The 25,249-nt window shown below is 39.5% G+C and carries 13 protein-coding genes and 1 pseudogene; all 14 read left to right on the top strand.

Features of this window, described 5'->3' with window-relative positions; all coding sequences use genetic code 11:
* A pseudogene (locus tag NG798_RS23575) lies at nt 1-288 on the top strand (hypothetical protein); the annotation flags it as partial.
* Nucleotides 197-388 (top strand): tyrosine-type recombinase/integrase, encoded by a 192-nt coding sequence (locus tag NG798_RS28260; protein WP_375338997.1) that lies wholly within the window; start codon nt 197-199, stop codon nt 386-388. The pseudogene NG798_RS23575 and the gene NG798_RS28260, both read left to right, overlap by 92 nt.
* Before the next feature lie 449 nt (nt 389-837).
* Complete coding sequence (locus tag NG798_RS23570; RefSeq protein ID WP_261226162.1) at nt 838-1,842, top strand: glycosyltransferase family 2 protein; 1,005 nt, start codon at nt 838-840, stop codon at nt 1,840-1,842.
* 47 nt (nt 1,843-1,889) lie between these two features.
* Nucleotides 1,890-2,960, top strand: a complete 1,071-nt coding sequence (locus NG798_RS23565; protein ID WP_261226161.1) for an endo-1,4-beta-xylanase — start codon at nt 1,890-1,892, stop codon at nt 2,958-2,960.
* Between the two features lie 20 nt (nt 2,961-2,980).
* The gene (locus NG798_RS23560) at nt 2,981-4,750 is read left to right on the top strand and encodes a fatty acyl-AMP ligase (protein ID WP_261226160.1); all 1,770 of its coding nucleotides are present in this window, start codon (nt 2,981-2,983) and stop codon (nt 4,748-4,750) included.
* A 27-nt stretch (nt 4,751-4,777) separates the two neighbouring features.
* The gene (locus NG798_RS23555; protein WP_261226159.1) at nt 4,778-6,241 is read left to right on the top strand and encodes an acyl-CoA-binding protein; all 1,464 of its coding nucleotides are present in this window, start codon (nt 4,778-4,780) and stop codon (nt 6,239-6,241) included.
* Nucleotides 6,234-9,077 carry an AMP-binding protein gene (locus NG798_RS23550; protein WP_261226158.1) on the top strand — a complete coding sequence of 948 codons (2,844 nt, stop codon included), beginning with the start codon at nt 6,234-6,236 and terminating at the stop codon, nt 9,075-9,077. The genes NG798_RS23555 and NG798_RS23550 overlap by 8 nt, the downstream gene beginning before the upstream one ends.
* Nucleotides 9,078-9,294: 217 nt before the next feature.
* Nucleotides 9,295-12,141 (top strand): glycosyltransferase family 25 protein, encoded by a 2,847-nt coding sequence (locus NG798_RS23545; protein ID WP_261226157.1) that lies wholly within the window; start codon nt 9,295-9,297, stop codon nt 12,139-12,141.
* A gap of 43 nt (nt 12,142-12,184) precedes the next feature.
* Entirely contained in the window at nt 12,185-14,098 is a 1,914-nt protein-coding gene (locus NG798_RS23540; RefSeq protein WP_261226156.1) for an AMP-binding protein, read from the top strand.
* A 161-nt stretch (nt 14,099-14,259) separates the two neighbouring features.
* Nucleotides 14,260-18,717, top strand: coding sequence for an amino acid adenylation domain-containing protein (locus NG798_RS23535; RefSeq protein WP_261226155.1), 4,458 nt, complete (start codon nt 14,260-14,262; stop codon nt 18,715-18,717).
* Nucleotides 18,718-18,899: 182 nt separating this feature from the next.
* Nucleotides 18,900-19,808 carry a DUF6270 domain-containing protein gene (locus NG798_RS23530; RefSeq protein ID WP_261226154.1) on the top strand — a complete coding sequence of 303 codons (909 nt, stop codon included), beginning with the start codon at nt 18,900-18,902 and terminating at the stop codon, nt 19,806-19,808.
* 210 nt (nt 19,809-20,018) lie between these two features.
* Nucleotides 20,019-21,089, top strand: a complete 1,071-nt coding sequence (locus NG798_RS23525) for a sulfotransferase family protein (protein ID WP_261226153.1) — start codon at nt 20,019-20,021, stop codon at nt 21,087-21,089.
* A 148-nt stretch (nt 21,090-21,237) separates the two neighbouring features.
* Nucleotides 21,238-23,181, top strand: a complete 1,944-nt coding sequence (locus NG798_RS23520; protein WP_261226152.1) for a glycosyltransferase — start codon at nt 21,238-21,240, stop codon at nt 23,179-23,181.
* Nucleotides 23,182-23,238: 57 nt separating this feature from the next.
* On the top strand, nt 23,239-25,236 hold the full coding sequence (locus NG798_RS23515; protein WP_261226151.1) for a glycosyltransferase: 1,998 nt from the start codon (nt 23,239-23,241) through the stop codon (nt 25,234-25,236).
* Nucleotides 25,237-25,249: the final 13 nt, after the last annotated feature.

Below are 25,249 nucleotides of genomic sequence, written 5' to 3'. Positions count from 1 at the left end.
AAGTGGAAGGATTTAAAAAAACGAATCCCAGGCGGGCAAGTCGATATTTTAGGGAAAGGTTCTAAACTTCGCCACATTCTTATTTCTGAACAATTGTGGAAAGATTTACAAACCACACGCAAAAAGGCCGGTTCAACAATGCCGGTTTTTCCTACCAAATCAGGCCGGCATTATGCCGCAAGTAATGTTGTGAGAATTGTCAGAGCAGCGGCTAAAAGGGCCGGTCTTGAACAGAAAGTATCACCCCATTGGTTGCCTGAAAGCTTATGCTTCCCATTCATTAGATAGGGGTGCTCCTCTACATCTGGTACAGGCAACTTTGGGACATTCCAGTATTTCCACAACAGAGCGCTATCTACACGCCAGACCGGATGATAGTTCATCCTGATATTTGCCCAAAACTTAGTAGGCTTTCTTGACATCTCCGTTAACCTAAGCAAGGAGGTCGCCCCCATGCTCGGCTTCAAAACCGCACTTTCCTGACTACCAACTTCTGCTTTTTTTTGGTAACCCATTCTAGGATTTACAGAAACTCCCCCAGAGCTAAGTCGCTCACCTTGAGGCCCGATAGCCGCTGCATTCGTTTGAGGTTTAATGTCTCAAAGCACAGCACATCGGGCTGGTATTGGACATATTCACTGTGACTTTAGCAGGCGTGAGTATGTCAATTTCAAATGAGCCAACAGTAAGTAAAGAAACAGGCAAAGGATTTGTTTTAGGTTTGGCAATTGCCCATCAAATTGTGGTAAAAAACATGGTGGAACTCTGGAGGCTCAGTCTGAGGTTGTTCAGGGTACTTATTTTTGCCTTCTATTTCCCATCCGCTCCTGATAGGAGATGCCAGTGCTAACAATAAACCCTTTTCTTGTGAGTGTAATTATTCCTACTTACAATGCCTCGCAATATATCGTTCAAGCAGTTGAAAGTGTTTGGCAGCAAACTTACCAGAATTATGAAATCATTGTGGTTGATGATGGCTCTACAGATGATACGGTTGAGCGTTTAAAACCTTATCTAAATCATATTTATTACATCTATCAATCTAATCAAGGTGTCGCAGTGGCTCGCAATCGTGGTATAGAAGTAGCTAAAGGAGAAATAGTAGCTTTTCTTGATGCTGATGACTATTTTTTACCAGATAAATTAGCTGCCCAAGTTGCTTTATTTTCTACACAGCCTTCGTTAGGAATTGTTCACAGCGGTTGGCGGCGTGTAGACCGGCATGGCACCCCGCTTATGGATGTCACGCCTTGGGAAAAAGTACCCCAATTAAATTTGGAATCTTGGTTAAGATGGAAGCCAGTGTTACCCAGCGCTATGATGTTTAAGCGAGAATGGTTAATCAAAGTTGGTGGTTTTGATAAGAGGTTTCCACCGGCAGAAGATACTGATCTAGTGTTACGTTTAGCACTGATGGGGTGCGAAGCTTGCTGGTTGCTTGAAGTAACTGTTTGTTATCGTCAACATCCGGGGAGTGCCATGTATAAAGGGTTGCCCCAAGCCAGATCACTTGCGGCAGTAATGGATAATTTTTTCTCTTTGCCTGATGTGCCGGTTTCAATTCGATTAATAGAGAAACGGGTGCGGTACAATACTTTAGTATGGATAGGATGGTATTTGCATTCAACCGGCCATCCTAAAGAAATGGTAGAATTTTTACAAAAATCTTGGGACTATTCGCCTTATAGGCCGGTGGAAACCGTGATTAACTGGGTGGAGAGTTTCGCACAATTTTATCAAGAAAGGGGGGAAGAAATGGATGCTCAAAAATTCCTAAAAAAGCGATACTGGCAAAAGTTAATGCACTGGACACTGACGGTAGGACTGAACAGTAAAAAATGAGGAAAAAGCGGGTAAAAACATTAATTTTGTTTGTCGTGAGCGGGTTAATGGGACTGATAATACAAGCTCAGCCCTTTTTTGCTTTAAATCCGGGTAACGTTACTGCAAACCAAATTACCATAAAAATTGCTCAGACAACAACCCCATCTTTGCGAACGCTTGCCGCTGAGCGAGGCATTAAAATCGGCACAGCGGTGAGAGATTTGCCGTTAAAAAATGAGCCAAATTATCAAAAAACCTTGGCGGAACAATTTAATATTATCACGCCAGAAAACGTGATGAAATTTGAACCTTTGCGTCCCACTCCCGACAGTTATAATTTTGAAAAAGCAGATGAAATGGTAGCTTTTGCTTCAAGAAATAAAATGAATTTGCGTGGTCACGTCCTCGTTTGGCACAATCAATTACCAAAATGGTTGAAAGAAAAAAAATTATCTCGTGATGAAGCAATCAGCATTTTGCGAGATCATATTTATAAAGTTGTGGGTCACTATCGAGGACAAATCATGGCCTGGGATGTGGTGAATGAGGCTATGGCTGATGATGGCAGATTAAGAAACACAATTTGGCTGCAAACTATTGGCCCCGAATACATAGAAATGGCGTTTCGTTGGGCACACGAAGCTGACCCCGATGCTAAACTATTTTATAATGACTATGGCGGCGAAGGAAGAGGGAGGAAGTCTGATGCTATCTATCGTTTAGTCGAGCAATTGCTGTTAAAAAAAGTTCCCATTGATGGGGTGGGATTGCAAATGCACGTTGGTTTGAATTATACACCCAGGCCGCAAGAAATAGCGAATAATATGCTGCGTTTGTCTGAGTTGGGATTAGAGGTACATATCACTGAAATGGATGTGAAAATTCAGGACGGATATGGAACAAGAAAAGAAAGATTAGTTGCTCAGGCTAATATTTACCGGCAAATGCTGCAAGTTTGTTTAAAAGCAAGTAACTGTAAAGCTTTTGTAATGTGGGGGTTTACAGACGCGCACTCGTGGATTCCTCAATTTACAAATCGTCCCGATGCGGCGTTAATTTTTGATGAAAATTATCAGCCTAAACCGGCTTTTTATGCGTTAGTAGAACTGTTGAGACAACCTGTGGAGGTAAGGTAGTGAAGAGTATGGGAGAAAAAATGCTTTTATTCGATACGCTGGGAAATCAAAAAAATCAATTTTCTACCTTGGTGGAAATTTTACAACAGCGAGCTTCTTCTGAGCCGGCGCAAGTAGCCTATACTTATCTAGCCAACGGGGAAACGCCAGAAGACAGGTTGACATATCAACAGTTAGATTGCAAAGCAAAAGCAATCGCTGCTCATTTGCAATCTTGCATTTCCCCTGGAGATAGAGCGCTACTCATTTATCCGCAAGGATTAGAATTTATAGCGGCATTTTTCGGGTGTCTTTATGCCGGTGTTATTGCCATTCCCACACCGGCACCTGAAGCATCAAGACTGAAGCGAATTCGTCCGAGGTTAGAATCGATTATTCAAGATGCTGAATGCTCTTTTATCTTAAGTACATCCAAAATTTTGTCTCAGTTAGAACCTTTTATAACAGATTACAAAAGCTTAAAAACCCTGTCTTACATAGCGACAAATACAATTAATCAAAACTCAGGGAAAGACTGGAAAGAAACCCCTATCAAAAGCGATAGTTTAGCTTATCTGCAATACACATCTGGCTCAACTTCTACACCAAAAGGGGTAGCGATTACTCATCAAAATCTCATAGCAAATATAGCCGCTATTACGCAAGCACATGGGTACACCTCAGAAAGCATTTGTGCAAGCTGGATTCCCTACTTTCACGATTACGGATTAGTAAACGGAATGCTTCAACCGTTGTATGCCGGCATTCCCTGCTTTATTATGTCGCCGGTGACGTTTATTAAACATCCGATTCGTTGGCTTTCAGCTATCTCAAAATATCATGTTACCCACACAGGATCTCCCTGTTTTGCGTACCAATATTGCCTAGAAAAAATCAAACCCGATGAGTGTCAAAAATTAAACTTAACTTCTTGGCGTGTTGCACACACCGGCGCCGAAACCATCCGCCGCGAAATTTTAGAATTATTTGCTGAGAAATTCAAACCTTATGGCTTCAATTTTTCTGCTTTTTATCCTAGTTACGGATTAGCAGAAGCGACACTAATGGTAACAACAAAGAAGCTTGATGAAATTCCCAAAATATGCACAGTTTCCCGACAAAGCTTGTCACAAGGTAGGGTAGTAGTCTATGGAAAAAATGAAACGGAAAATTTTGTCAGCTTAACAAGTTGCGGGATAACCGCAGGAGATAATAAAATTGCAATTGTAAATCCCGAAACTCTGAGGCGGTGTGGAGTGGATGAAGTCGGAGAAATTTGGGTAGCCGGTTCTAGTGTAGCAAAAGGATATTGGCAGCATTTGGATTTAACCGAGAAGACGTTTCAAGCTTACATTACAGATACAAAAGAAGGTCCATTCTTGCGAACCGGCGATTTAGGATTTATTAAAAATAATGAATTATTTGTTACAGGAAGATTAAAAGATGTCATTATTATTTCAGGCTGCAATCATTATCCCCAAGATATCGAATTGAGCGTCCAACAAAGCCATCCCGCACTTAGATTTGGTTGTGGTGCAGCTTTTGCAGTAGAAACTGAAGGTCAAGAGCGTGTTATTATAGTTCAAGAGGTGAATCGTTCAGAGCAAAATCAGATAGATAGCAAACAAATCACCAGCACAATTCGTCAAGCAGTTTCTGCTTTCCATGAAATACAGCTTTATGCTGTAGTTTTAATCAAACAAGGAAGCATCCCTAAAACTTCCAGCGGCAAAATTATGCGCCATGCTTGTAAAGTTCAATTTCAAGAAGGCAAACTGGAAGCAATATTTGTAGATATTAGAAAAAAATAACTTATCTCTAAAATAGGAGTAGCAAAGATGAAACTAACAGAACAGCAAATTGCTCATTTTCACGAAAAAGGATGGGTTGGCCCCCTAGATACTTTTTCAACCGAAGAAATTGAGCCGGTTAAGCAATGTATTGAAAGCCATAGTGAAGTGATTACAGAACTGAATGGAAAAAAGGCGCTGAAGTTATACAACAATGTGTACAATATTGATTGTACGAGCCGAGACCATCATTTATTCCATGAACCGATTAAAAGTTTAGTAAGCAGCCAAAAAATTGTACAGCGTTTAAATCAGATAGAAACTTCTGATTTGCTGCTTTGGAGAACAGATATTTTTTATTTGTTGCCCAATCAAGGCGCTACGGGTTGGCATCAATATAAAGAATATTACTGGATGTTTGATATTGACTATGAAAAACCTCAATTAGATTTTTCTAAGAATCCGAACGCAATTAACTTTACAGTATGGGTTGCTTTGGAAGATGTCCCTATCGAGAAAGGATGTTTGCAATTTGCCAACGGAACGCACAAAAAGCCGTTTAAAATACTCACAAATTCTGTAGATGCAGAAGACTCAACTTTTGCTAACTATCGAAATCATAAATCAGTTTATAAAGGTGACAGAATCAAAGCAGGAACATTTGAGTTTCAACCGGCAGACTGGGAAGTGGAAATAGTGCCGGCAAAAGCCGGTCAAATTATTATTTTTACTGAAAGCGTCATGCACAGTTCTCTTCCTAATATTAGTAATAGTCAGCGCCTATCAATTTCGGCAGCTTACATTCATCCTAGTGTAGCAATTTATTCTCATCGATTAAAAGGAGATTTTATTGACCAGAACAACCATGATATTCAGCGGCACTTTTCTATTTTAGTGTCTGGCAAAGATGAATATAACCTCAATGTTGTACGAGATAAGCATGATTTAAGCCCCATAGAAACTGAATTTCAAAAAGCCAGCAATATAGTCCGCTTTTATCATGTTGAACTACCGCCAAATAAACAGCAAATAGAAATTTATGGGCTAGAAAAGCAGGCAATAAAAGGAGATTGTAATGAAGAAGAACCCGATGCAATTTTACATCCCCGCCAATACATTCAATGGCAAGCATGGAAGCGCTATCAAGGAATGAGTCGGCAAGAAGCAATGAAACGCTACACTGAAATTGTGGCAAGCTTGCCGAGAAAGAAAACGCCAAAAAATGCCGGCCCTGCGGAACAACAAATGCAAGCACAGACAGAAATTACCGCTTGGTTAGTTGCCTATACTGCCGATTTGCTAGAAATTGAGCCGGTGGAAATAGATATTACAGCAGATGTAGATAGTTATGGATTAGATTCTGTCACCTTAATTAATCTACTCGGCAACTTAGAACAGTGGCTAGGATGTGAAATAGAATCAAGTCTTTTGTCAGAATATTCTAGCATAGAAGCCTTGGCAAAATACCTAGCGCAAGAAGTTAAAGTCAAACCTCGGACAGTGTATGTTTAAGCACTCAATAAACTCAAATTCTACCATTGTTGATATCTTGCGCGAACAGGCATCAAAACAACCAGAAAAAATGGCTTATGCCTTTTTGCGAGAAGGAAAAACAATCAAAGATAGCTGGACATATTCACAGCTAAATCAACGTGCAATAGCAATTGCTGCTACACTTGAATCGCAAATAAAATCAAAAAGTCGAGTTTTACTGATTTATCCGGCGGGACTAGAATTTTTAGCTGCATTTTTCGGGTGTCTTTATGCCGACATGATAGCCATTCCCGCACCGGCACCCGAAATGTTTGGAAAACAGCGAATTGTAGCGCGTCTCAAGGCAATTATTGACGATGCAAAACCGGATTTTTTACTAACAACAAGCGAAACTTATGCCCAACTCGATAAGCTAAAAGAGCAGATATTTAGTAATTGCCAACCTAAAATATTAACAACCGAAACATTGCCGGTAGAACAAAACTACCAATTATTAAAACCGGCAGTTTTCACAGATGATATTGCTTACTTACAATACACATCTGGTTCCACCTCCACCCCAAAAGGGGTAGAAATAACCCATAAATGCTTAATGGCTAACTTAGGCGATGCCATTGCAGCATTAGGATACAATTCAAACAGCATCGTTGCTAATTGGATGCCTCATTTTCACGATGCAGGATTAGTAGGTGGATTATTGCGGCCTTTATATGCTGGTATCTCCTGCTATGTTATGTCACCTTTAGCATTAATGAAACAACCGATTCGCTGGTTAGAAATTATTTCAAACTACCGAGTCACTCACAGTATTGGAACCAATTTTATCTACGATTATTGTGTTAGTCATGCCAAACCCGAACTGTGCCAAAATTTAAACCTCAGTAGTTGGCAAGTAGCCGGTGTTGGAGCCGAACCCATCCGCCATGAAACTCTTAATTCCTTTGTAGAAACCTTCAAACCCTACGGTTTTGAGCCTAGTACATTTTGTCCGGGGTATGGGTTAGCAGAATCAACCCTAACTCTCACAGCAAAATCCTTGAATAATAGACCTTTATTTTTAAGAGTTTCCGCAGAAGCACTGAAAAAAAATCAAGTTTTAGAAACCTCGCAAATAGGAGAACCGGTAATTGTTGGATGCGGTTCTTTTATTGGCAATACCAAAATCGCAATAGTAAATACCCACACTTTCACGCGGTGTGCGGTAGATGAAATAGGAGAAATTTGGGTAGCCGGTTCTAGCATAGCAAAAGGGTACTGGAACCGGCCCGATGTCACCAACCAGACGTTTCACGCTTACATTACAGACACAAAAGAAGGGCCGTTTTTGCGAACCGGCGATTTAGGATTTATTAAAGATGGAGAATTATTTGTTTCTGGCCGGTTAAAGGATTTAATAATAAGACGAGGCGAAAATTATTATCCTCAAGATATTGAATGGATAGTCGAAAAAAGTCACCCAGCTTTACGTTCCGCAGCGGGAGCAGCTTTTTCAGTAGAAATTGAGGGAACAGAGCAGATAGTAATTGTTCAAGAAGTAGAACGTAGTGCTGGAAAAACTCTGAATTCAGAAGAAGTTATTGCAGCGATTCGTAAAGCCATAGCCGAAGAACTGGAATTGCCGGTTTATGCAATAGTGCTGTTGAAAAGGGGGAGTATTCCCAAAACTTCAAGCGGTAAAATTCAGCGCCAAGCTTGTCGGGCGGCATTCCTTAATGGTAGTTTAGATAGTATTGATGCTTGGAGGTTAAATTCTGAATCTATCCGAGAAGAGATAGAACCTCGCACCGAATTAGAGTTACAGTTACTCCAGATTTGGCAAAAAATTTTAGGCATAGCACCAATTAGCATCAAAGATAATTTTTTTCAATTGGGAGGAGATTCGCTGAAAGCAGCTAATTTAGTGGTGCTAGTTGAGGAGAGATTGCGGATAAAAATACCCCTAGCAACTGTGATGGAAGCGCCAACAATTGAAAAACTAGCCGCTTGTCTCCAACAACTTAACCGAAAACGAAATTATAATTCTCTTGTAGCCATTCGTTCGCAGGGAAGTAAGCGGCCTTTTTTCTATGTGGATGGACTGGGTGCTAATATAGTAAATTATACAAATTTAGAACGTTATTTAGACCCAGAACGCCCATTTTATGTACTGCACCCAGTAGGCTTAAATGGAGATAAATTTCCCCACGCAACCATTGAGGAAATGGCTTCACATTACATCAAAGAAATTCAAACTATCCAGCCTCAAAGTCCCTACCTATTGGGAGGATATTGTATGGGAGCAATGGTAGCTTTTGAAATGGCTCAACAGCTAGTAAAACAAGAGCAAATTGTCTTACAATTGGTCATGGTAGAAGGGGTTAATCCTTTCAATTTAGCAGCTAAAACTGTTAATAATAATGAAGAGTTTATCAAACGAGAAATAGAAATCAGAAATAACTTGATAGAACAGGGATGGAATTTAGGGCAAGTTGAAATTATTATCAAAATTTGGAAAGCAGAGAGACAGGCAATTCTTAATTATATGCCCAAACTTTATGTCGGTGATGTCGTTTACTTTTCATCTGAACAGAGCCAGCATGAAAGCAGATTTAACCCAATGCGTCAACTGGGGTGGGCTGAATTCACAAACGGAGATTTTGAGATAGAAACAGTCCCAGGGGCTCATCTTAGTATGCACTTGGAACCTAATGTTAAAATTTTAGCGGAAAGGCTAAATTTTCATTTGGAAAGAGCAGCAGAAAAAGCCAATAGTAAAGTATTTTTACTAAAACAATCTCGACTCCAACAAATTCAGGGTGATTTAGCGCGATCTCGTTTGAAACTCCAGCATTTTCAAGCTTACCTAGAAAAATAGAAAAAAATGCTCTCATAAAGGCTATAAAATATGAAAACTGAGTGGCAAAAGCTGACAGCAAAATATCCCCCTTGACTTGAAGGCAAGAATTAGAAAGTTTTCGTGCTAGTGCGAAAAATAAAAAATAAAGACCCAAAAGTTAAAAACAACGACTCTCAGAAAAAATCGCCCAGGAAAATAGGTGGCAAAAATGGTCAAAATATTCAAGGTAGATAACATGGATTGGACTCCTTTTAGTGAAGAGCATAAAAATATTTTTCAAAATAATAACTTTGCTAAACACGAAATATTATTTACGCAACAAGAAGAAGATTGTGATGTATTTGTAAGCATATTTTTTGATAAATTAAAACCTTTTATTATAAAATACGGGTCATCAAAAAAATATCTGGTTTGGACGAATGAGCCAAGGTATGACACCCATTTTGAGAAAAAGGTATTTTTTAAAGGAGTAGATGTACATATTATGAATGTCTATACTGGTGATACTTTGTGGGATAATTATTATTTTTTTCATCTGGGAAAACAGCCCCTAACATATTATGATAACTTTGAGAGAGAAAATTATAAAAAGATTGCAACTTTAATCACAAATCGGGTCTGGAATACATCTTTAATTCGTGATGGACGCGAGCTTGATTTGAGCCGCTTAAGAAGAGAAATTGCATTACAGGGATATGAGCTAGGTAGGGTTGATATTTATGGCAAAAAATGGCCAGAGAATATAGCAATAGAAAATTCTAGGGCTGGTGACTGGCACGGCAGAAAACTAGAGATATTGCCAAAATATCATTTTAATCTCTGCTTTGAAAATACTATTGCCGACTATTACTGTACGGAAAAAATTTGGGATTCTATCGGGTGTGGTTGTCTTCCTATTTATTATGGGGGTAAAAATAGCACCATTTATGAAGATTTTGAAACAAATAGTTTTTTAGACTACACAGACTTTAGAAATCCCCATGAATTGTTTGAATATATAGAAGCAATGACCATAGATGAATTCAATGAACGTTTGCATCGCTGTATTCACACAGTCAATAAAATTTATGATAAAGTCCACCAACTGGATCTTAGAGAGCGGGTAGTAATAAAAATAATGGAAAAGCTCGAAGATATAATGGGTGGATCATTAAAACTGAATGGTTGTAAAATCATAGAACACAAAGAAAATCTTACTGAAGGTATGTCGTATGGGAATATTGCTGAATCTATAAAAAACGATGAAAAAACTATAAACTTAACTGAGAAAAAAACAGGGCCATTGACTCAAGTTTTAGAAAAAGATTATCTAAAAAGTGAAGAATTAGATGAGAATGATATTGCTACAGCTTTAATGCGCTCACAGTCTAAATACAATCTCATCCCTCGCACAGTTAATGATTATTTCGATAAGATTTTCGTCATCAATTTGAGTCAAAATGTACAGAAATGGGCAGTTACATCTGAGATGCTATCTCGCTATGGGATAAAGTTCGAGCGGGTTGAAGCAGTGAATGGTTATGATGAAGAAAATGTGCGCTCCTGGAAAGATTACGCCAGTAAAGGCTTAAACCATCAGCACGAGCAAACCCGAAAAAGGAAACTTATTGAGTCCCCCGGTGCTTGGGGATGTTTGCTGTCCCATAAAAAGGTTATTGAGAACGCGAAGCAAGAAGGTTTAGAAAAAATCTTGATCCTTGAAGATGACATTATGATTCATCAAGATTTTTTCTCCTTATTTTCGACGACAGTGCAACAATTTCCTTTAAGTTGGAAACTAATTTATTTTGGTTGTGTTCAGGTAAATTGGAGTGCAGTTAAGCAATTTTCTCCCAATTTATATCATCCTAGTATTAACATAGAACCGAGTGATTTGCCGAAAGTTCATGGCTCATTTGCTTATGCTCTCCATGCCTCCATATTTGATTTTGTTTTAGAAGAAATTTCAGCATTAGACTGGGCTTATGATGACGGGCCGCTCAAGGAAGTAGAAAATAAGTTTTCTCAGCAAACGTTTGCTTGTACGCCAAATCTTTTCATCGGTGATTATAACATCAGTACGCTAAGACATCCAGAGCCGAATATGATGGAAAAAGTCGTACAAATATCTCGCTGGGAACTTAACAACTATGAGCCACGAGTTTATCATCCCAAGTTACGAGTTGTTGCTCTATTAACAGTCAGAAATGAAGAACGATATCTAGCAAGTTGTTTAGAACATCTACATTCACAGGGAATCGAAACCTGCCTGATTGACAATGGTTCCACAGATCGCACCTTAGAGATTGCTGAGAGCTTTTTGGAGCGAGGTGTCTTCAGAATAGAACATTTGCCTTTTCAAGGCTATTTTGAATTGGAAAAAATTCTTTTAAATGAAGAGAAATTAGCATCAGAGATAAATGCAGATTGGTTTATCCATTTAGATGCCGATGAAATTCGGGAGGCACCAAAACCTTATATTAGTCTCTTGGAAGGCATTCAAGATGCAGATCGGCAAGGATACAATGCTATTAATTTTGATGAATTTGTATTCATACCTACTAGCGACGAGGAAGATTTTGAAGGCAAAGATTTTGTGAAAGAAATGCAATATTACTACTTTTTTGAGCCGTACCCGTTACGCGAGGTAAAAGCTTGGAAGAAAACACCTAATATAGACCTACACAGTAGTGGAGGACATCGAGTAGAATTCGCTGGACAGAAAATATTTCCGGTATCGTTTATCTTGCGACATTATATTGTTTTAAGCCAACACCATGCTATAGCTAAATATGGAAATAGAGTGTTTACTGAGGCTGAACTAGCGAAAGGATGGCATGGAGACAGAAAAAAGTTTTCGGCAGAAAACATCAAATTTTCTGAAAGAGAGCGCCTCAAGAAAATAGATAATTTTTCCCAGTGGGATTGGGATAAATCAGAACCTTGGGTTAAGCATGAAATTTTTAGCTATTCTGACGAAGGAAAATCAGAGGCAGTTGAGAGCAAAATTTTGCCTGTTTCTAACTTACACAAAATTAAGGCTGATTTAGAACGATCGCGTGCTAAACTCTCCCAAATTAAGGCGTTATTAAAGTATAATTAATTCCAGAAATTTTAAGGAAGTAAAAACTAAAATTTACGGCATTATGATCGAAAAAATCAACCTCCCAGAAAATCACAACCAATCTATTTACGATTGCATTACAGCCTGGGCACACCGGCAACCTCAGTCGATAGCCATCACTGCTCCAGAACGTACACCACTAACATACCAAGATTTATATCAGCAGATAAACCAAATCATCGCCAAACTCAACCAAATTGGAATAGGACGCAACGACCGAGTAGCAGTCACCCTACCCACCGGCCCGGAAATGGCAGTCGCATTTTTAGCAATTGCCTCCTGTGCCACAATAGCCCCCCTCAATCCAAATTATACAGAATCAGAATATGAATTTTACCTATCAGACCTCAACGCCAAAGCCCTAATTTATCAGCCAGAAATTGCGCCCAACGCCGTCAAAATTGCTCAAAAAAAAGGCATTTCTCTAATTGAACTATCTCCAGTCAAACAATCAGCAGCCGGCCTTTTTCTGCTAACAGGAGGACAATCAAAAAATCCCACACAAGCAGGAATATCTCAAAGCGAAGATATAGCCTTAGTCCTGCATACATCAGGAACCACTTCCCGTCCTAAAATAGTACCGCTGACAGGAAACAACCTTTGCGCCTCAGCCCAAAATATTCGCCTCACCTTAAATTTAGTCGAGACAGATCGCTGTCTAAACATAATGCCCTTATTCCACATACACGGACTCATCGGAGCATTACTTTCATCCATAAATGCCGGTGCCAGCATTATTTGCACAGCCGGTTTTCAAGCACCCAAATTCTTCGACTGGTTAGCAGAATTTCGCCCCACCTGGTACTCAGCCGTTCCCACCATGCACCAAGCAATTCTTGCACGCGCACCACAGAATCGGTATATAATTAATCAATATCCCCTTCGCTTTATCCGCTCCTCTTCCGCACCTTTGCCGGCCCAAACTATGACCTCCTTAGAAGCAGAATTTAACGCCCCCGTAATCGAATCCTATGGCATGACCGAAGCCTCCCATCAGATTACTAGCAATCCCCTACCGCCCAAAACCCGCAAAGCCGGTTCAGTCGGAATTCCCGCCGGCCCAAAAGTCGCAATTATGGATCAGACAGGCAACTTATTACCAGCCGGTGAAGAAGGAGAAATCGTCATCCGAGGTGCAAACATCACCTCTGGCTATGAAAACAATCCCGACGCCAATAAAAACGCTTTTACAAACAATTGGTTTCGCACCGGCGACTTAGGATATTTAGATAAAGATAACTATCTTTTCCTCAAAAGCCGAATCAAAGAAATTATCAATCGTGGCGGCGAAAAAATATCCCCGCGAGAAATAGATGAAGTCCTTTTAGATCATCCAGCAATCGCTCAAGCAGTCACTTTTGCCGCCCCCCATAAACTCTTAGGAGAAGAAATCGCCGTTGCCGTAGTATTGCGAGAAGGATGTTCGATAACCGAGCAAGAAATAAAACAATTTGCCGCAGCGAAATTAGCTGATTTTAAAGTACCGCGTCTCGTAATGTTTCTTGATGAAATCCCAAAAGGCCCCACCGGCAAACTACAGCGCATCGGACTAGCCCAAAAATTAGGTTTAACAGCTTCTGACCCAACAATTCCAAGAGCCGATTATATACCAGCCCAAACCCCACTCCAAGTAGAATTAGTAAAAATTTGGTCAGAAATTTTAGGCATTGATCAAATAGGCATCTATGACAACTTTTTTCAATTAGGAGGAGATTCTATTTTAGCCACCAGAATCGTCAATCAGGTTCGAGAAATCACCAATATTGAGTTATCCTTTCTCTTCTTTTTTCAAGAAGCCACTGTAGCAAAAATGGCAGATTTAATTACCCAAAACCAAGCTTTATTTGTAGAAGATGAAGAGATAGCCGCAATGTTAGACGAACTAGAAAACCTTTCCGATGAAGAAGCCGAAGATATCTTATCTAATCAAGAGTAATTTACTCTATGGAAATATAAATTTAGGCCGATTAAAATGATTTAACTCCTATTTTAAAAAGGCGGGCAGGATGCCCGCCCCACTGGTGGAGCAGGCATCCTGCCTGCACTTGGAGGTAGTAACATCGTCTAACACGAAAAAACCCCTATATAAATCAAAAAATGAAAGAAATCAACCAAAGAATAGCCCAATTATCACCGGCAAAACGGAAATTGCTAGAACAGAAACTCCAGCAAAAAGTCAAAAATGCCAACCACCAACCCACAATTACACCACGAGAAAAATCCCAGTCCGCACCCCTCTCATTTTCTCAAGAGCGGCTGTGGATATTAGATAAAATAGAACCCGGAAATCCTGCTTACAATCGTCCGATCAACCTACGCATTACAGGTTCATTGAATGTAGAAGCCCTAGAAAAAGCAATTAACCAAATTGTGGAGCGTCACGAAGTTTTACGCACCAGTTTTCCGACAGTAGATGAACAACCTATCCAGATCATCGCTACAAGCCTAACCGTAAATTTGCCGAGAATAAACTTAACTCATTTATCAATAAAACAACAAACAAAAGAAGTCGAACGCATCGCACTTAAAGCAGCGCAAGAGAAATTTAACTTATCTCAATTGCCCCTCATAAAAGCGAAATTGCTACATCTTTCTAAAACAGAAAATATCCTGTTGCTGACAATGCACCACATTATTTTTGATGGGTGGTCAGTAGCCGTTTTACTCAAAGAAATTGCATCACATTATGAAGCTTTTGTCAACAGAAAATCCTTAATACTTCCACCACTCCCAATTCAATATGCCGACTTTGCAATATGGCAAAGACAGCGACTACAAAAGGAAAAATTAGAGCCTCAACTTGCCTACGGTCAAAAACAATTAGGCGGTAGTTTGCCTGTATTGAATTTGCCCACAGATAGACCACGAAAGCCGGTGCAGACATTCTCAGGCGGGAAGCAAAATTTATTATTGCCAAAAAACCTCAGTGACTCCCTCAAAGAACTGAGTTTGAGAGAAGAAGTCACGCTATTTATGACCTTGTTGGCAGCTTTCCAAATATTGCTTTATCGCTACACCGGCCAGGAAGATATTATTGTTGGAACGCCAATAGCAGGACGTAATCTCTTAGAAACAGAAAACTTAATTGGTGTTTTCATTAATACTTTAGTGATCCGGTGCCGGTTTAATAGCAATCCAACTTTTGCAGAATTTTTAACTCAAGTGCGTCAAGTGGCATTAGAAGCATTTTCCCATCAAGAATTACCATTTGAGAAATTAGTCCAAGCATTACACCCAGAGAGAAATCTCAGTCACAACCCAATATTTCAGGTTTTATTTCAATTAAGAAATCTTCCCAACCCAACCCTCACAGCAGTCGGTGTCACCTTTGAAGAATGCAAATTTGAGCGAGGAATTGCGGCGCTTGATTTAATGCTAGATATTGCCGAGACATCTAAAGGACTTGTTTGTTCCTTTGAATACAATAGCGATTTATTTGAAGCCGCAACCATTGAACGAATGTGCGGCCATTTTCTAGTGTTGTTAGAAGCCATAGTAGCTAATCCCCAACAGCCGGTTTCCCAATTGCCTTTATTAACAGAACGTGAACGGCATCAGTTATTAGTTGAATGGAACGACACGGCTGCCGATTATCCAGATGCTAAGTGTATTCATCAGTTATTTGAAGAGCAAGTAGAACGAACACCCGATGCAGTAGCACTGGTGTTTGGAGATAAACAATTGACCTATCGCCAGTTAAATAATCGAGCTAATCAATTGGCACATTATTTGCAAAAATTAGGAGTAGGGCCAGAGACCGTAGTGGCCATCTATACTGACCGTTCCTTTGATGGGGTGATTGGGATTTTAGGCATCCTCAAAGCAGGAGGAGCTTATACTCCCTTCGATCCCAATCTCCCATTAGAACGCTTGCAGTATTTACTAAAAGATAGCCAAGCTCAATGGATAGTCGCTCCTAACGACTTCTTAAAACAGGTTACTTATTGCCAATACGAAGTGACCCTTATTGACGCCAATTCGACAGCAATCAAAACTCAACCTAAAAGTAATCCTTGCAGTAAAGTTAAGCCACATAACCTAGCTTACATTATTTACACATCAGGGTCTACAGGTGAACCCAAAGGAGTCGCTATAGAACAGAAAAGTCTTCTGAATTTTGCCACCAAAGCTCGTCGTCAGGCATATCAGGTTGTCCCAGAGGGGCGACATTTACTGTTTGGCTCATTAAGTTTTAGTGGGACAGTTGCCGAATTGTTTATGCCATTGCTTGTGGGAGCAAAAGTCTATTTAGCAGACGCAAAAGATTTACTGCCTGGTTCACAACTTGTTGGTATTTTGAAAAACTATGAAATTACCAATATAAAAATTACCCCCTCCGCTCTAGCTGCAATCCCCAGTACAGATTTTCCTGCCTTACAAGGAATTACAATTTTTGGAGAACTAAACTCTAAAAATATTTTGGAGCGTTGGAGCCAAGATAGAAAACATCTCATTTGCAGTTATGGGGCAACGGAGGTGAGCTCTTTAAGTACCTGTGGTTACTATCATGCTGGAGATCCTAAAATTCATATTGGTAAACCGGTTTCTAACACTAAGATTTATATTTTGGATGCTTATCAACAGCCAGTTCCCATTAACGTAATAGGTGAAATTTATATTGCTGGTATTGGACTGGCTCGCGGTTATTGGCGAAACCCCCATTTAACAGCGCAAAAATTTATTCCTAATCCCTTTAGCCATAAGCCCGGAGATATTCTGTACAAAACCGGCGATCTTGCCCGTTATTTACCAGATGGTAACATCGAATATATTGGTCGCATAGATAACCAAGTAAAAATACGCGGTTTCCGCATCGAACTCGGAGAAATTGAAGCTGTACTCAATCAACATCCCAATATCTTAGAAAGCCTTGTTTTAGCCGATAAAGACATTTCAGGAGACAAACGTTTAGTCGCCTATATAGTCCCCACTCAAGAGAAAATTCCAACCCTTGAAATACTGCGTCATTTCCTAAAGCAAAAACTGCCGAACTACATGATGCCGGCATCTTTTGTAATCTTAGAATCGTTTCCCCTTACCCCTAATGGAAAAATTGATCGCCACGCCTTGCCAACACCAAATCAACTGGAACAAAGCTCAGAAAATACCAACGTTGCCCCTCAAACTGCCGTTGAAAAAAAACTAGCTGAAATTTGGGAAAAAGTGCTTAGGCTAGATCATAAAATCGGCATCCATGACAATTTCTTTGACTTGGGCGGTCATTCTCTGCTTTCGGTGCGTCTCGTCGCCGAAATCGAAAAAGTTTTCCATCAAAAACTCCCGATTGCTGCCTTATTTCAACTCAGCACCATTGCCGAACTAGCTACTCTTTTGGAAGCCGAGAAAACTACAGAAAATGCAGTTCAGGAAATATCTATCCCGTTGCTTCCGCCTCCATCCCTAGACCCAGAAATTTATCATCAACTTTTAGCTTATACCGCCGGCTGGCAAGGCAAAAGAATTGCTCCTAATTCCTTAATGGTTGGTTTAAATACTGAGGGTTTATCTCAACCTCTGTTTTGGTGCGTCAATGGCTTTGGCGAAATACAACAACTAGCTAAATATTTGGGTATCAACCAACCCTTATATGGTATGCCATCCGGTTATAAAGTGATGGAATTCACCCAAGAAAATATTACGGCTTTAGCCTGTCACCATGCCCAAGAAATTCTCACCGTCCAACCCAAAGGCCCCTACTTGATCGGCGGCTACTGTGCGGGAAGTCGGATTGCTGTTGAAATTGCCCAGCAGCTACACCACTGCGGAAAAGTTATTACTCTGCTGGCGCTGTTAGAGACCCCAGCACTACGCCCTAAACCGAAGCCCTATCCTGGTCGCGTTGCCCTGTTTTTTGGGTGTGATAGTCACTTAAACCCCTATCAAGATTTTCGGTGGCCTGAGTGGGGTTGGCGCAAGTTCTACCCAGGTGGATTTTCTTTGGATTTGATTCCGGGGGATCACTTTTATTTTAGGAGTGAAGCATACGCTGAGATAGTGGCAGAAAAGTTACAAACTCGTATTCAAGCAGCACAAACTCTTCCAACTCCTGGGCCGGTTTTACCACATCAAATTACTTATGCTTTATTGCCTGATGCGGCCTATTTTGCCCAACTTATTGCTCCCAATTCCCTGTTTGCTCAACCAGGTGAAGTGATGGATGTTAAGGTGACAGTGAAGAATATTAGCCCCGTTGTTTGGCCTGATTCAAAGCAAAGTGGGATTGCTCTGGGAAACCATTGGTTGGATAATAAAGGAAATGTAGTTTGTCGGTCTGATGGTAGAGTTGCTTTACCCGAAGATTTGCCACCAAATGCAGAGGTAGTGTTGTCGTTATCAGTCAAGGTGCCAGAGGCAGTGGGTGACTATATTTTGGAGTTGGATTTGGTGGAGGAAGGGGTGATTTGGTTTCACAAAAAAGGTTCCAAAACAACACGGATTAATGTTAAAGTGTCCAATCAACCAGTTTCCAGTCTTTCAGTTTCTCGATTGGAAAAAGTAAAAGCGGATTTGGCGCGTTCTCGTTCCCTTCTTTCCCAAATAAAAGCTGATTTGTAGAAATCAAAACTTTTTACGCATCTATTCAATTGCCATGATGTATTAAACACACCCCCTGAAGCGAGGGCTATTCACAGTCATTTTCTGTTAAAAAATAAGCCCTTTCCCCTTGATCTAATTCTTCAACAAAATTTTACCGAATAAATCAAACATTAAGATTAAACGAGTAATCTAGGAGTAACATGATTAACTTCAATCAAAAATTTTACATTCTTGGCTCTTGCGTTAGTAGGGACATTTTTAGAATTGCCCAAAAAAACGAAATGGTTAATTCCTATATATATCATTCTTCCTTAATCAGCCAACTTTCATATCCTCCGCTAGAATGGAAGTATGATTCTCTTTTATCGCCAAATTTTACCAATTTTGAAAAAAAATCGATAAAAATAGATTTTGAGAAAACAGGAATCGATTTAAAGAAAATGTTAGAGAGCATAATTATTATAGATTTGGTAGCTGAAATGTATCCTGTATTAAAAATTGGCTCTACTTATATAACCGGTAGCTATCTTTTCAATAAAGCTTCTTTCAAAAAACATTTATATATAGATGAGACTATCGGCATCAGAAATGAAAAACGTTTAGAACTTTGGATTGAAGCTTGCAAAGAATTTCGCTCAATTATTCCAAAAAAAAATAGAGACAATTGCATACTTCATAAAGCATTTAAAGCCCAATATATTCTTGAAAAAGACAATCGTATTTATCCTTATACAGAGAATAAAGAACTCATAATTAGTGACAACGATTATTTAAGTTTCTGCTATAATTATTTTCAAGATATTGTTCAACCAGGCTATGTTATAGAATTAGAAAAATCAAAAATAATAGCTAATCCTTATCATGTATGGGGCAAGGGCCGCTATCATTATACGGACACTTATTATGAAGAATGTTGGCATCAAATAGAAGATTTTTGCCGAAGCAAAAAAAATGGAAAATGCGAGCCAGAGACTCCCCCCATTGAATTAATTACTCGGGAGGAGAACATTAGCACAAGTATAACGCAATTACGCTTGAAGCTAGATGTGATTAAAAAACGTTTAGATATCTCGCGTTCGCGGCTTTCTCAAACTAAGGAGTCTTTATAGTAAAATTCAATACATAAATTTTAGAAAAGTGCCGGTGGCAGCAATTAAGTTCCGACAAATTAACGTAGTTATTCCCAATCCGCTTTATTGAGGACTTTTTTTCTCTTTTGGCTGGGGGCGCCGGGTGTTCTGGGGTTATTAGGCTCAAATGAAGCTAGGAACCGCAGTGAACAATAATCTCTAAAATAAATATGATTCTAGGAGTTAGTGATGGACAAATCCCAGACAGAGCCTTCAATTCTAATTATCACCGGAATGCACCGGTCTGGAACTTCTTTAACAGCTTCGTTGCTTCAGAGTGCCGGTTTGCATATAGGAAATCGTTTGCTATCACCTAATGATGGAAATCCGAAAGGCTATTTTGAAAATTTAGATTTTTTTGAATTTCATCGCAGAATTCTCAACGCTCACCAACTTGATAAAGATGGGTGGACATTTGAGAGTACAATTAATTTACAAGAACATGAGAAACAACTTGCTCATCAAATTGTAGCTCAGAATGCTCTGGGTTCGGTTTGGGGATGGAAAGAGCCACGCACAACTTTATTTTTATCGTTTTGGGCAGATTTTCTGCCACAGGCTAATTTTTTATTTGTTTATCGCTGTCCTTGGGAAGTGGTAGATTCGTTATATCGGCGTGGGGACAATATTTTTCAACGTCAACCAGAGTTAGCTATAAAATTTTGGCTACATTATAACCAAATTATTTTGAATTTTGCTGCTTGCTTTCCCAAGCGCTGCCTATTCGCCAACATTCAAGAAATAATCCAATCTCCCAAAGATTATATCGCAGCAATTACCAAAAAATTCAAAGTAGAATTCTCCTCACCCGACTTAAAGCTTTACGATCCCTCTGGTTTAAAGACTGAAGCCGAATATTATCATCGACGTGCTTTAATTGAAGAGTGCTTTCCGCAAGCTATTTCTACCTACCAAGAATTGGAATCTAGGGCGTGGCATTTTCTGGAAACGCCTATTTTGTCCAAAAGTCTACCGCCTGCATCTGATTTTAAAATAGGGGGGTTTCAAGATTGGATGACTGTGCGCCGGCTGGAAAAAGAAAACCAACAGCTTAAAGCACAGTTAAAAGAGTATCAATTTAATATTCCTCAAATTACCGAACAATTAGAAGCTCAGCAAAAACCTTCCTCAAACAAAGAAATTTTGCCCTTATCTAATTATCCAAAACTACATAAAATTAACATCGATTTAGATGCTTCGAGGCAAAGACTGGCCAATATTCAAGCTTTATTAGCTGCAAAAAGCCGCTTGTCCCCGTAGAAAAGAAAAATTGAGAGTTTTTGAAAAATTAATTTTTGATGAAAGTTTGAAGAAAAAAATAAAAAAATCTAGCAATTTTCACCTATCTCTAGTACAATAGAGCCAAATTTTAAAATCATGGTGAACTCATCTGGAGTTAAAATTATTCATGTCTGATGCCTACCCGACGGAGAGCCCAAAAAAAAGGCAAGAATACCTACCAAAAAAACTACCCAAAATCGTGCCGGTGGCTGAGGGGGTAAACAGACCCTTGTGGTCGGTTATGATTCCGACATATAATGGGGCAAAAAACTATTTAATTGAGGCGCTTCAAAGTGTCCTAGACCAAGATGCCGGGCCAGAAGAAATGCAAATTCAGGTTGTAGATGATGGTTCAACAGAAATAGAAGTAAAAGCAATTGTTGCAGAAGTTGGAAAAGGCCGCATAGAATTTTTCCAACAACCACAAAATGTGGGAATGGTGGCAAACTGGAATACTTGTATTGAAAGAGCAACCGGACAATGGGTGCAAATATTACATCAAGATGATAAAGTATTACCGGGGTTTTACAACAGTCTACGCGCACCTTGTCAGCAAAATTTAGAAATCGGTGCTGCCTATTCTCGCCATGTGTGTGTTAATGAATGGGGAAAACCTTTATGGATGTCGCCTTTAGAGAGAGAAACGGCAGGGATTGTTAGGAATTTTGTTGAACTGGAGGCAGCAGAAAATCGAATTCAGTTTGCAAGTATTTTAGTGCGAAGAAAAGTGTATGAAGAAATTGGAGGTTTTGATTGGCAATATCCCTATTGTAGCGATTGGGATATGTGGAAGCGAATTGCAGCACGATATCCAATTTGGTATGAACCGCAATGTTTAGCATGGTATCGTTGGCATTTAGGTTCGATGAGTTCTAAAATTATGAAATTTGGTGCTAATTTAGCCGATCAGCAACGTTCGATTCAAAAGTCTCGTGAGGAGTTTCCAGATAAAGTTTCGGCTAAATCATCTAGTATGGCCCTGGAAACTTATGCAAATCATGCGTTATATACTGCTAGGGAAAAACTAATGGAAGGCGATATAACTACGGCAAGAGCGCAAACTCAAGAAATCCTGAAAATGCTGGAAACTTTAGAAGGAAATAATGAAATGGCAGATTCTTATTATATGCGTCATCTTTATCAAACAATGGCTGAATTAGAAAAATCTCAGGGACAATTAAACCAAACTCAGCAAGAGTTGGAAAAAGTGCAAGGCGAACTTCAAGAAACTCAAGCTCAGTTATGCCAAAATCAGGCAGAGGTTAAGCAATATCAAGAGCAATACCACACAGCACAAGAAGAGTTGCAGAAATGCCAGTTGCAATTAGATCAGCAAACACAAAATTTAGAGCAAACTCAAGAAGAACTGCGCCAAAAGAATGCAGAAGTAGAAGAGTGCTGGTCTTTACTACATGAAACTAAGGAAGTTTTAGAACAATCTCAGTCTCAGTTACATGAGACGGAGAAAGTATTACAACAGTCTCAATCTCAACTGCACGAAAATCGAGAAAAAGCGGAACAGTTCCAGTCGCAACTACATCAAACTCAGGCAGAGTTGGAAAAATCTCAATCTCAATTGCGCCAAAAAAATGCAGAATTAGAAGAGTGCCGGTCTTTGCTACATCAAACTGAAGAAGTTTTAGAACAATCGCAGTCTCAGTTGCACGAAACCGAAAAAGTTTTAGAAGAATCGGTCGAGCAGCTAAAGCAAAGTCAAAACAAGGCCCAAAAGTATCAATCGCAACTACATCAAACTCAGGAGGAACTAGAGCAATCTCAGGTACAATTACACCAAAAGAATGCCGAGCTAGAAGAGTCTCGAAATCAACTACAGCAAAGTCAAAAGGAGGTGCAGCAGTTCAATTCTCACCTCTATCAGGGTCAGGAAGAATTAGTACAATTAGCTTTAAAGCTAAAGCAAGTACAAGAGGAACGAGACTGGCTAGAAGCACAATCTCAGGCATGGATGGAGACGGCACTGAAAACACAGGCTCAATTGCAAGAAAACAAATCTTGCCTAGAGTCTCAAGTGCAAGCTTGGATGCAGGTAGCACAACAGGCTCATAGTTAGTTTTGAGAGCCATCGTAAATTTTCAGCGCAATCATATACGAAGATAATCTAAGCAAAATGTCTATCACTACTCCCGTTATTTGCACCATTGCTAATACTCTTTATTTACCTCAAGTTCGGTGTTTAAAAGATTCGTTTTTAAAACATCATCCAGAGGGAAAAGTCTTCCTTTTGTTGATTGATAAGCCAGAAGTCGGACTAGAATTAATGTTGCAAAAAGAGGGGTTCACGACTATTGAGTTAGAAGCACTTGGAGAGCCAGAGATTAACTCAATGGTTGCTCGCTACAACTTATTTGAACTATGTAACGCTCTCAAACCATTTTTGCTGGAATATTTGTGGAAAACTTATGACTATGAAAAACTCTGCTATTTTGATGGTGATATCTATATTTATGACTCGTTAAATCAAGAAGTTTGGGACAAACTGGATGAGTTTGCAATTGTCTTAACTCCTCACGAGCACGAACTGCCAGAAAACAGTTTGCTTACAGGAGACAAACTATATTGGGTTGAGTTAGCTATTAGACAACGAGGAATTTATAATGGTGGCTTTATGGGAGTGTCCCGACATCCCGATGCTCAAAAATTTTTGCATTGGTGGAAAAGTCGGCTGGTCAATTTTGGATACTACAAATTAGAAGAGGGAATGAATTGTGATCAAGCGTGGCTAGATTTTGTACCCAGCTTTGGTTTAAATGTTTGCATTAATCGACATCCAGGTTTAAATGTGGGCTTTTGGAATTTGCATCAGCGCTATATTGAACACGAAAATGGGCGGTATAAAGTCAATGGGATGCCCTTGAATTTTTTTCATTTTAGCGGATATTCTACAGAACGCCCAGATTTTATTACAAAACATAATACGGATTTCACATTTGAAAACCGGCCTGATCTCAAGTCGCTTTTTGAGCATTATCACCATCACCTAAAAGCTGCAAATTTCCCAAATAAAATCCAGCCCAAACTAAAGGAGACAGAAAATGAATTAGAACCCTATCTGAAAAGTGTTCAGGAATTTAAAACTGTAAACTCTCCACGAGTAAGCGTAGTAATGCCGGTTTATAACGGTGCTCGCTTTATCCAAGAAGCTCTCGAAAGCGTTTTCAACCAAACTTACAAAAACTGTGAAATAATTGTAATTGACGATGGCTCAAAAGACAACACGCGCTCGGTATTAGAGCCGTTTTTTAATCGGATACGCTATATTTACCAAAACAATGAAGGAGTATCAAGCGCTCGTAATCGGGGAATTCAAGAAGCAAGTGGCGAATTTATTGCATTTTTGGATGCCGATGACTTTTTCTTTTTACCCACTAAACTTGAAGAACAAGTTGCTTGTTTTGAGAGAGATTCTTCTTTAGGAATTGTTCATAGCGGTTGGCGAAAAGTTAATTTTGCCGGTGAAAAGATTGCCGATGTCGAAATGTGGAAAAAAGCGCCGAACTTAGACTTAGAAACTTGGTTAATGTGGCAACCCGTCCTTCCCAGTGCCATGATGTTTCGTCGAGAATGGTTGCACCGAGCCGGAGGATTTAACACTCGCTTTTCTCACTCAGAAGATGTCGATTTAGTGCTGCGATTAACGAGCATAGGCTGCCAATCTTACTGGCTAAAAAAAGTTACAGTAGCCTATCGTCAGCATGAGGCAAGCGCTTCTATTAAATCTGAAAAAAAAGCTTTATTAATTAACGAAATTTTGGAAAATTTCTTTGCGTCACCCAATTTACCGCCTAGTGTTACTCAATTAGAAAAACAAGTGCGTTATTCTACGTTTGTATGGCAAGCGTGGAATTTGTATGACACCGGCAATTTTGCTCTCATGGCTGAATTTTTAAAAAAATCATTGCAATATTCTTCTTGCTCGACAACAGAAACGATGGCGAGTTGGATGAACGACTTCACTAATTTTTATGAGGAACGCGGTATCTACAATATTAATACCGCTTCTCTTTGTAATTTGCCAGAATGGAAGCAGTTGGTACGCTCTGTTGTTTTTAAAATGCCACCACAACTTAGAGCGATGATGGCAGTTCCCCCAACAAACTGTCAATAGAAATAGGATTTAG

It is taken from the genome of Ancylothrix sp. D3o (assembly GCF_025370775.1).
In the GTDB taxonomy this organism is placed as follows: domain Bacteria; phylum Cyanobacteriota; class Cyanobacteriia; order Cyanobacteriales; family Oscillatoriaceae; genus Ancylothrix.
Note: the sequence above shows the minus strand (reverse complement) of the source record. Positions and strands in the feature narration are given on the sequence as shown.